The sequence below is a fragment of the Oryzihumus sp. genome, assembly GCF_036391795.1.
Taxonomy (GTDB): domain Bacteria; phylum Actinomycetota; class Actinomycetes; order Actinomycetales; family Dermatophilaceae; genus Oryzihumus.
The window spans coordinates 1-9,830 of the sequence record NZ_DASVZH010000089.1 but is presented as its reverse complement, the minus strand read 5'-3'; the positions used below and the strand labels follow the sequence as shown (position 1 = coordinate 9,830).

The following is a 9,830-nucleotide window of genomic DNA, read 5'->3' as shown; positions in this document are numbered from 1 at the left end:
ATTGCCTTGGCCGTTGCCGCCCCCGTTGCCCTGGCCGCCATTGCCCTGGCCGCCGTTGCCCTGGCCGCCGTTGCCTTGGCCGCCATTGCCTTGGCCGTTGCCGCCCCCGTTGCCCTGGCCGCCATTGCCCTGGCCGCCGTTGCCCTGGGAGCCGCCGCCGCCGTTGGTGGAGCCGCCACCGTTGGTGGACCCGCCGCCGTTGCCGTTGGTGGAGCCGCCACCGTTGGTGGACCCGCCGCCGTTGCCGTTGGTCGACCCGCCGCCGTTGCCGTTGGTCGACCCGCCGCCGTTGCCGTTGTCGGACCCACCGCCGTTGGTGGACCCACCGCCATTGCCGTTGTCGGACCCACCGCCGTTGGTGGAGCCGCCACCGTTGCCGTTGGTGGAGCCGCCGCTGCTGGACCCGCCATTGCCAGAGCTGCCCCCGCCGGTGTCGGTGCCGCCGCTCCCGTTGCCGTTGTTGCCCGGGTTGGCATTCGGGTTGCCGTTGTTGCCGTCGTTGGCGTTGCCGCTGCCGTTCGAGCCCGGGGGCACGTCACTCTGGCCGTTGCCGTTGCCGCTGGCTGAAGCAGTGGTGTTCGCGGCCGCGCCGGTGCTGCCGGACGCCGCGGCCGCGGTCACGCTCGGTGCCACCACCATGGCCCCCGCCACGACACCGATTGCCAGCTTTTCCCCCCATGCGCCCCGTCGGTTGGACCTCTGAGCCATGTGAGCGCTCCCTTGACCGCAAGAGCACTGCCGACGGTCGGCACCCCGGCGGGGGTCATCCTCGAAGGGGTTTGCTCTGTAACGATCACGCTCGCATTGGTCAGGATTCGGTAAAGCCGGTTGCGGGGAGCATCATCCGTTCGCCGGGATTCTCGACCGGTTGGGTCGAGGGGGAGGGTCGACCCAATGGCCGACCCAAAGGGGGGCGATCCGGCCCTGGCGGGCAGAGCCGCCGAAACCGGACCCCGCCGTCTCAGCCCGCCGGCTCCAGGACGGTCATCCGGTGGGCGGCTCGGGTGAGTGCCACGTAGAGGACCCGGACGCCACCGGGCGACTCGCGAGTGATCTCCGCCGGGTCGAGGATGACGGTCGCGTCGTACTCCAGGCCCTTGGTGGACATGGGGTCGACGACGTAGACACGCTCCGAGGCGTGCTTGCCGAGCGGTGCGGCAAGGTCCTCCCAGGCGCGCGGGGTGATCACCGCGATCGAGCCCTCGACCTCGGCGAGCAGGTCCTCGACGGCGTCGACGAGCCCGTGCTCCAGCTCAGCCACGGGCACCCGGACCTCCTGGGGCTGCACCCCGGTCTCGCGCACGGCCTGCGGGATGTCGGCGTCGGGCACCTCGCGGCGCACGACGACCGCGGCGTAGTCGAAGATCTCGCGCGCGTTGCGGTAGTTGGTGTCCATGTGGAACGTCTGGCGTTGCTGGGTGCCGAACGCCTCGTCCCGGGCACGCAGCGACTCCGCACCGTCGGGCCACGAGCTCTGTGCCGCGTCGCCGACGACCGTCCACGAGGCCCACCGGCCCCGGCGCCCGAGCATCCGCCACTGCATCGGCGAGAGGTCCTGGGCCTCGTCGACGAGGACGTGGGCGTACTCCTCCGGCCGCCCGATCCGGCCGTACATGAGGCGTTCGCGCATGGTGTGTGGCGTGACCTCCGACTGCCGGGGCGTGCCCGACGGGGTCAGCCGCTGGGACTGCACCTCCGCCACGCCGTACTGCGACAGGTCGTCGAGCTCTTCGATCTCGTAGAACCCGCGCTCCTCACGCGGGGCCTCCCGCATCGCGCCGAGCCGGCCGGCGAGGTCGTCGATCAGCGCGACGTCGGCGACCGACCACTGGCCGGTCTCCAGCGCCACCTGCATCGAGTCGACGAGCACGTCGACCTCGGCCGGGGTCAGCAGGCCCTGGGCGTAGCGCTCGGTGCGCTCGCGGTCGGCGAGCCAGAGCAGCACCTCGCGCGGGTCGACCGGGCGCCACCACTTCTGCATGAACGCCTCGACCTCGAGGTGGTCGGTGAACCGGTCGAGGAAGTCGGCCTTCTCGCCGTGCCGGTCGCTGGCCCACGCCGCCTCGGCGAGCGCCTGCTCGGCGGCCTCGGCGGCGAGGTTGCGCTGGTGGTGGCGCAGCACCTGGTTGCGGACCCGGTTGAGGACCGGTGCGTCGAGGCGGATCGGCCGGCCGCCGATGAACGCCCGGAACTGCGTCGGCGCGTCCGGGGTGAGGTCCCGCGCGGCGCGGGAGAGCACCCGGCGGATCCGCAGCGACCCCTTGATCGCCGCCGCCTCGTTGGAGTCGAGCCGCTCGGTGGTGACCCCGTCCACGACGTCGCCGAGCGAGCGGAGCGTGACCGTCTCCTCACCGAGGGAGGGCAGCACCCGCTCGATGTATGCCGTGTAGGCGGCCGAGGGGCCGGCCACCAGGATGCCGCCGCTCTCGAACCGCCGGCGGTCGGAGTAGAGCAGGTAGGCGGCGCGGTGCAGGGCCACCACGGTCTTGCCGGTGCCGGGGCCGCCGGTGATCTCGGTGACGCCCCGGGCCGAGGCCCGGATGGCCTCGTCCTGGTGGCGCTGGATGGTGGCCACGATGTCGCGCATCTGCGCGCCACGGCTGCGCGTCAGCGCCGCCATCAGGGCGCCGTCGCCGACGACGACCATGCCCTCGGGGGCCTCCGGGACCATGAGGTCGTCCTCGACCCCGATGACGTCGGCGCCCTTGCAGCGCAGCACCCGCCGGCGCAGCACGCCCATCGGGTCGACCGGGGTGGAGCGGTAGAACGGCGCCGCGGCGGGGGCGCGCCAGTCGATGACCAGCGGCTCGTAGTCGTCGTCGCGGACGCCGAGGCGGCCGACGTAGCGGACCTCGCGGTCCTCCCCGCCGGACCGGGTCTCGTGGACCAGGTCCAGCCGGCCGAAGACCAGGCCTTCGTACTGCGTGTCGAGGGTGGTCCGACGGCGGGCCGCGTTGAAGACCAGTGCATCCCGCTCGAACAGGCCGGTCAGCTCCTCCTCGCGCACGTCACCGGTGCGGTCCGTGCGGCCGCGTGCCAGACCCTCGGCCTCGACCAGGGAGGCGCGCTCGGCGGCCTTGCCCAGCTCGGCGTAGACGCGGTCGACGTGTGCCTGCTCGACCGCGATCTCGTGGGCGACCTCCGCCGAGGGCTGCTTCGGCTGGTGGTTCGACTGGTCCGGCACGGTCACGTTCTCCGCCTGTCGGCTCGTGGTGGGGTCAACGGGGTCGCACGTCAAGGTGCGAACGCACGAGTCTAATCTGCCCGCGTGTCCACATCAGGCGTTCGCCCACCGTCCGGGCAGCCGCTGGTCGGCTCCGTGGTCCGTCTCGACGTCACCACCGCCGACGACGCGCCCGGGCTCTTCGCCGCGCTCGACGACGAGCGGGTCTGGGCGAAGGGCTACGGGGGAGGTCCGGCCGGTCGTCCGGCGGACCTCGAGGCCATGCAGGCCTGGGTGGCGCGCTCGCTCGCCTCGGCCCGCGAGACCGGCCGCACGGCATACACGTTGCGGCTGGTGGCGGACGGCGACCTCGGCGCCGCGGGCACCGTCGTGGGGACGACCAGCCTGGGCGACATCGACCTGGCCAACGAGCGTGCGCACCTGGGCTGGACGGCGTACGGCCCGCGGTGGTGGGGGACCGCGGTCAACCCCGAGGCCAAGCTGCTGATCCTGCGGCACGCGTTCGTGGACTGTGGCTTCGGCCGGGTCAAGATCCAGACCGACCTGCTCAACGACCGCTCCCAGGCCGCGATCGCCAGGCTCGGCGCCACCCGCGAAGGGGTCCTGCGGCGACACCTGCGCCGGGCCGACGGGTCGTTCCGCGACACCGTGGTGTTCAGCATCCTGCGCGAGGAGTGGCCGACCGTGGAGGAAGGGCTGGTCGCGCGGATACGCTCGCTGGCATGACCGACGTCGCCGCCCAGCCCACTGCCGACGAGCTCGCCCCGCCCACCCCGGTCATCGACCGGGAGGCGGCGCGGCGGGCCTACGACGACGACCGGGCCCACGTGTTCCACTCCTGGTCCGCCCAGGGCGCGCTGACCCCGATGGTGGTGGCTGCTGCGCAGGGCTGCTGGCTGTGGGACGGCGAGGGCAACCGCTACCTGGACTTCTCCTCCCAGCTGGTCAACACCAACATCGGCCACCAGCACCCGGCGGTCGTCGCGGCCATCCAGGAGCAGGCCGGCCGCCTGTGCACCATCGCCCCGCAGCACGCCAACGACGTCCGCAGCGAGGCGGCGCGGCTGATCACCGAGCGGGCCCCGCAGGGACTGGACCACGTCTTCTTCACCAACGGCGGCGCCGAGGCCATCGAGAACGCCGTGCGGATGGCGCGGCTGCACACGGGCCGGCGCAAGGTGCTGTCCCGCTACCGCAGCTACCACGGGCACACCCAGGCGGCGATCCACCTGACCGGCGACCCGCGCCGCTGGCCCAACGACTCCGGCGCCGAGGGCGTCGTGCACTTCGTCGGCCCGTTCCTCTACCGCTCGCAGTTCCACGCCACGACCGAGGCGGAGGAGTCCGAGCGCGCCCTGGCGCACCTGGCCCACGTGGTCGAGATGGAGGGGCCGGCCACGATCGCGGCCATCGTGCTGGAGACCATCCCGGGCACCGCCGGCATCATGACCCCGCCGCCGGGCTACCTGGCCGGGGTGCGCGAGCTGTGCGACCGGCACGGGATCCTGCTCATCCTCGACGAGGTCATGGCCGGTTTCGGGCGCACCGGCGAGTGGTTCGCGCTCGACGGCATCGACGGCGGCGTGGCCCCCGACCTCATCACCTTCGCCAAGGGGGTCAACTCCGGCTACGTGCCGCTCGGCGGCGTCATCCTGAGCGACGCCGTCCACGAGACGTTCCGTGAGCGCCCCTACCCCGGCGGCCTGACCTACTCGGGCCACCCGCTGGCCTGCGCTGCCGCGGTGGCGACGATCCGCGCCATGGACCAGGACGGGATCGTCGACAACGCCCGCCGGATCGGGCAGGACGTCCTCGGCCCGGGCCTGCGCGAGCTGGCCGGCCGCCACGCCGTCATCGGCGAGGTCCGCGGCCGGGGCGTGTTCTGGGCCCTGGAGCTGGTCGCCGATCGCGGGACCCGCGAGCCGCTGGTGCCCTACAACGCCGCCGGCGCGGCCGCCAAGCCGATGAACGACCTCCTCGGGGCGTGCAAGCGGCGCGGCCTGCTGCCGTTCGTCAACATGAACCGCCTGCACGTCGTCCCGCCGTGCATCATCACCGAGGCGGAGGCCCGGCTCGGGCTGCGGCTCCTCGACGAGGCGCTGACCGAGGTCTTCGGCGACTAGGGCCCCGGCTGGGTCCGGCCACGGCTGGTCCGGTCCGGGCCGGATCCCGATCTAGATGAGCCCGCGCCGGGCGGCCTGCACGCCGGCCTGGAAGCGGGTGCCGGCGCCGAGCTGGTCCATCAGCGCCCGCACCCGGCGCTCGACGGTGCGCTGGGAGACGCCGGTCTGCCGGGAGATGGTCGCGTCGGAGGCGCCTCCGGCCAGAAGCGACAGGATGTGCAGGTCACGCTTGTCGACGCCCTGGGCCGACATCCGCGAGGTGGGGATGGCCAGGCGCCAGATGGCATCGAGGGTCGCCCCCAGCGCCAGGACGAGCGGGCGGGAGCGGATCAGCAGCGACCCGTGCCCGCTCTCGTCGTAGGACGACAGGTCGAGCACCGCGGCGGTGTCGTCGACCACCACGGCGGAGAAGGGCAGGTCATAGGTGAAGCGGTACTTCTCCCCGCCCTCGGCGCGGGCCGCCAGCACCTCGCTGGCGTTGTCCCACTCCAGCACCTTGGCGTCGTAGGTGGTCCGCAGGCTGAGCTCGACGCCCTCCGAGGAGTAGCTGCGGTCCCGGTGGCTGGACAGCGGCGCCTCGAACAGCACCCGGGTGCGCGGTGAGATGTTGCGCGCGGAGCGCAGCTGCTGGGTGGCCGTGGCCACGATCTCGGCGGTGGCGGTGTGGAGGTCGTCCAGCGAGGTCAGGACCGTGATGCCCTCCAGCCGACGGGAGCTGTCGGAGCGCGCCTGGTAGTAGACCTGGCTGAGCTCGTGGGCCGCGGAGCGGGCCTCGCGGGCGCGGCGCTCCAGGTTGACCGCGTGCGCGGGCAGCGCCACGTCCGGCGGCGTCGGGTCCCAGCTGCCGTCGGCGTGGACGTCGACCAGTCCGCGCTGGGCCAGGATGTGCACGACCCGGTCGACCGACTCGCCCTCGATCCCCTGCGCGACCAGCAGCTCCCGGGTGGGGTGGGCGTGCTGGAGGATGGCCAGGTAGACGCGCGTGACCAGCCCTTCGGTGACCGCGTCAGGCGGTTCGGACGCCAGACCGGGGGTGCGGTTGGCGAAGTGTGGGGCCTTCACCACGGCGATGCCTCCTTCGGCCCCCAGTCCACCCCAGCCCCCGAGGTGAGGGGCCCGGTCGAAGTGGCGGAATACCGACATTGACTGTAGCCCGCCAGCCAAAGGGTTTACACCCCTCCGTGATCTTTGCGAGAGTGATGTCAGCCGGCTAGACCGGCCGAGGCGCGAAGAGTCGCCGGTCCCCCCGCCGGGCGACCACGCGCTGGTCGCGGCGTCCCCGGGAGAAGCCCCCCCTGCCTCCCGGGGACGCCGCGCACATCATTTTTCGCCCCTTTTCCCGCCGGTATGCCGGGTCGGCCACTTCACCGTGCCACCCGGGACCACCGCCGAGGCGGCTCCCCTAGGCTCTCGCGGGTGAAGGTTCTCGTCATCGGATCCGGTGCCCGCGAGCACGCCATCGTCCGCGCCCTGACCGCCGACCCCGCGGTCGACGCCGTCATCGCCGCCCCGGGCAACCCGGGGATCGACACGATCGCGCTGTGCCGCGACCTGCCAGGCGGCCTGCTCGACGGTCCCGGCGTCGCCCACCTCGCCGCCGAGGTGCACGCCGACCTGGTCGTCATCGGCCCGGAGGCGCCCCTGGTGGCCGGAGTCGCCGACGCCGTGCGCTCCCGCGGGATCGCCTGCTTCGGGCCGACCGCGCAGGCCGCCCGGCTCGAGGGCAGCAAGGCGTTCGCCAAGGAGGTCATGGCCGCCGCCGGCGTGCCCACCGCGCTGGCCCACGTGTGCACGAGCCTGGACGAGGTGACCGACGCGCTGGACGCGCTCGGCGCCCCCTACGTGGTCAAGGACGACGGCCTGGCGGCCGGCAAGGGCGTCGTGGTCACCCAGAGCCGCGCCCAGGCGGTCGCGCACGCCGCACAGTGCCTGGCCAAGGAGGGTGGCCGGGTCGTCGTCGAGGAGTACCTCGACGGGCCCGAGGTGTCGCTGTTCTGCCTGACCGACGGCACCACCGTCGTGCCGCTGACCCCGGCGCAGGACTTCAAGCGGGTCGGCGACGGGGACGAGGGGCCCAACACCGGCGGCATGGGGGCCTACTCGCCGCTGGACTGGGCCCCCGAGGGCCTGGTCGCCGACGTCGTCGCCCGGGTCGCCCAGCCGACCGTCGACGAGATGCGTCACCGCGGGACGCCGTTCGCCGGGGTCCTCTACGTCGGCCTCGCGCTGACCTCACGCGGGCCCCGCGTGGTCGAGTTCAACGCCCGGTTCGGCGACCCCGAGACGCAGGTCGTGCTCGCGCGCCTGGCCACCCCGCTCGGCGGGCTGCTGCTCGCCTGTGCCACCGGCACCCTCGACCAGGTGGGCGAGCTGCGCTGGCACCCCGAGCACGCCGTCACCGTGGTCATCGCCTCCAAGGGCTACCCCGACAGCCCGCGGACAGGTGACGAGATCCACGGCCTGGACCAGGTCGGTGACGACGCCTGGGTGCTGCACGCCGGCACCGCGCCGGGTCGCGACGGTGCCGTGGTGTCCGCGGGCGGGCGCGTGCTGTCCGTCGTCGCCATGGGCGGTGACCTCGAGGAGGCGCGCGACCGCGCATACCGGGCGGTCGAGCGGATCAGCCTGGACGGCTCCCACCACCGCACCGACATCGCGCTCGCCGCGCAGCGCGGCGAGGTCGCGGTGCCGACCCAACCTCCCGCCTGACCCGGCGCGTCGTCACCGGCGCACGGGACCGGGCGGGCGGGCTGCGAGGATGGGGGCATGACCTCGGTCGTCCCCACCACGCCGCCCGCCCTTCCCGGCTTCGCCCACGTCTACTCCGGCAAGGTCCGTGAGCTCTACGCGCCGGTCGACCCCGGCACCGGGCAGCCCCGCGAGGACCAGCTGCTGCTCGTGGCCTCCGACCGGATCTCGGCCTACGACTTCATCCTGGACACCGAGATCCCCGACAAGGGCGCGGTGCTGACCCAGCTGTCGCTGTGGTGGTTCGAGCAGCTCGCCGACATCCTGCCCAACCACGTCATCTCCACCGACGTGCCGGCGGCGGTGGCCGGCCGGGCGGTGCTGGTGCGCCGGCTGCAGATGGTCCCGGTGGAGTGCATCGGCCGGGCCTACCTCACCGGCAGCGGCCTGGCCGAGTACCGCCAGACCTCCTCGGTCTGCGGGGTCCCCCTGCCCGAAGGGCTGGAGGACGGCTCGCGGCTGCCGGAGCCGATCTTCACGCCCACGACCAAGGCGCCGGTGGGCGAGCACGACCAGCCGATGACCTACGCGCAGGTCGAGGCGGAGCTGGGGGCCGACCTGGCCTCCCGGGTGCGCGACCTGACCACGGCGATCCTGGCGCGCGGCAACGCGGTGGCGGCGGAGCGCGGCATCCTCCTGGCGGACACCAAGGTGGAGTTCGGGCTGGACCCGGCCGCCACCGACGAGCAGGGCCGGCCGGGCATCGTCCTGGCCGACGAGGTGCTCACCCCCGACTCCTCGCGCTTCTGGCCGGCCGACCAGTGGCAGCCGGGCCGGGCCCAGCCGTCCTACGACAAGCAGTTCGTCCGCGACTGGCTGACCTCCCCGGCCAGCGGGTGGGACCGCCACTCCGGCGAGGCCCCCCCGGCGCTGCCGCAGGCGATCGTCGACCAGACCCGGGCCAAGTACGTCGAGGCCTACGAGGCGCTGACCGGCCGCCGGTTCGGCTGAGCGGGCGCGGCCGGCCGCCGGGTGGACGCGCCGTCGGGGCCGCTGACGTCGGCAGATATCCTCAGGGCGACCCCGCACGCCAGGCCCGGCAGGGCCGCGCCCCGAGGAGCACCTCGCATGGGAACCGTCGTCATCGACGTGATGCTGAAGTCCGAGATTCTCGATCCCCAGGGGCAGGCCGTCGCCGGCGCCTTGCCGCGGCTCGGGTTCACCCAGTTCACCGACGTCCGCCAGGGCAAGCGGTTCGAGCTGACCGTCGACGGTGAGGTGACCGAGGAGGTCCTCGCCGCGGCCCGTGAGGCGGCCGAGAAGCTGCTGTCCAACCCGGTCATCGAGGACGTCGTCCGCGTCGCCGAGCTGACCGACGAGACCGCCGGGCAGCCCGCATGAGGATCGGGGTCGTGACCTTCCCCGGGTCCCTGGACGACCACGACGCGACCCGGGCGATCCGGGTCGCCGGCGGTGAGCCGGTCGCCCTGTGGCACGGCGACGCCGACCTGCACGGCGTCGACGCCGTCGTGCTCCCCGGTGGCTTCTCCTACGGGGACTACCTGCGCTGCGGCGCCATCGCCCGCTTCGCCCCGGTCATGGACGTGCTCGTGCCGGCCGCGCAGGGCGGCCTGCCGGTGCTCGGCATCTGCAACGGCTTCCAGGTGCTGTGCGAGTCGCACCTGCTGCCCGGCGCGCTGATCCGCAACGACCACCGCAAGTTCGTCTGCCGCGACCAGGTGCTGCGAGTCGAGAACGCCGCCACCCCCTGGACCTCCGACTTCGAGCAGGGCCAGGAGATCACCATCGTGCTCAAGAACGGCGAGGGTGGCTTC

At 73.4% G+C, this 9,830-nt stretch carries 9 protein-coding genes; 6 read left to right on the top strand and 3 right to left on the bottom strand.

Annotated features, from left to right (window positions below; all coding sequences use genetic code 11):
• Positions 1-621: hypothetical protein (locus tag VF825_RS05295; RefSeq protein WP_414695776.1), on the bottom strand; the 621-nt coding region annotated here is incomplete at its 3' end.
• A gap of 340 nt (positions 622-961) precedes the next feature.
• On the bottom strand, positions 962-3,184 hold the full coding sequence (locus tag VF825_RS05290; protein WP_331110891.1) for a HelD family protein: 2,223 nt from the start codon (positions 3,182-3,184) through the stop codon (positions 962-964).
• An 84-nt stretch (positions 3,185-3,268) separates the two neighbouring features.
• Here VF825_RS05290 and VF825_RS05285 point away from each other — a divergent pair, with 84 nt between their 5' ends.
• Both VF825_RS05285 and VF825_RS05280 read left to right on the top strand, forming a co-directional pair.
• Positions 3,269-3,910, top strand: a complete 642-nt coding sequence (locus VF825_RS05285; protein WP_331110888.1) for a GNAT family protein — start codon at positions 3,269-3,271, stop codon at positions 3,908-3,910.
• A complete protein-coding gene (locus tag VF825_RS05280; protein WP_331110886.1) occupies positions 3,907-5,307 on the top strand; it encodes an aspartate aminotransferase family protein in 1,401 nt (466 codons plus the stop codon). Before VF825_RS05285 ends, VF825_RS05280 begins: the two co-directional genes overlap by 4 nt.
• A gap of 51 nt (positions 5,308-5,358) precedes the next feature.
• On the opposite strand, the gene VF825_RS05275 is transcribed toward VF825_RS05280, so the two are convergent.
• A complete protein-coding gene (locus tag VF825_RS05275; RefSeq protein ID WP_331110884.1) occupies positions 5,359-6,372 on the bottom strand; it encodes a helix-turn-helix transcriptional regulator in 1,014 nt (337 codons plus the stop codon).
• Positions 6,373-6,723: 351 nt separating this feature from the next.
• On the opposite strand from VF825_RS05275, the gene purD reads away from it, so the two are divergent.
• From purD to purQ, 4 genes are all read left to right on the top strand, one after another.
• The gene (purD, locus tag VF825_RS05270) at positions 6,724-8,016 is read left to right on the top strand and encodes a phosphoribosylamine--glycine ligase (RefSeq protein WP_331110882.1); all 1,293 of its coding nucleotides are present in this window, start codon (positions 6,724-6,726) and stop codon (positions 8,014-8,016) included.
• A gap of 57 nt (positions 8,017-8,073) precedes the next feature.
• Positions 8,074-9,006, top strand: a complete 933-nt coding sequence (locus tag VF825_RS05265; protein WP_331110880.1) for a phosphoribosylaminoimidazolesuccinocarboxamide synthase — start codon at positions 8,074-8,076, stop codon at positions 9,004-9,006.
• Between the two features lie 117 nt (positions 9,007-9,123).
• Positions 9,124-9,396 carry a phosphoribosylformylglycinamidine synthase subunit PurS gene (purS, locus tag VF825_RS05260; protein WP_331110878.1) on the top strand — a complete coding sequence of 91 codons (273 nt, stop codon included), beginning with the start codon at positions 9,124-9,126 and terminating at the stop codon, positions 9,394-9,396.
• Positions 9,393-9,830 (top strand): phosphoribosylformylglycinamidine synthase subunit PurQ (purQ, locus tag VF825_RS05255; protein WP_331110876.1); only part of this gene is annotated, 438 nt, incomplete at its 3' end. The genes purS and purQ, both read left to right, overlap by 4 nt.

Coding starts and splice junctions, on each gene's coding strand:
- VF825_RS05280 (WP_331110886.1), top strand. CDS start 3,907: ATGACCGACGTCGCCGCCCAGCCCACTGCCGACGAGCTCGCCCCGCCC.
- VF825_RS05265 (WP_331110880.1), top strand. CDS start 8,074: ATGACCTCGGTCGTCCCCACCACGCCGCCCGCCCTTCCCGGCTTCGCC.
- purS (WP_331110878.1), top strand. CDS start 9,124: ATGGGAACCGTCGTCATCGACGTGATGCTGAAGTCCGAGATTCTCGAT.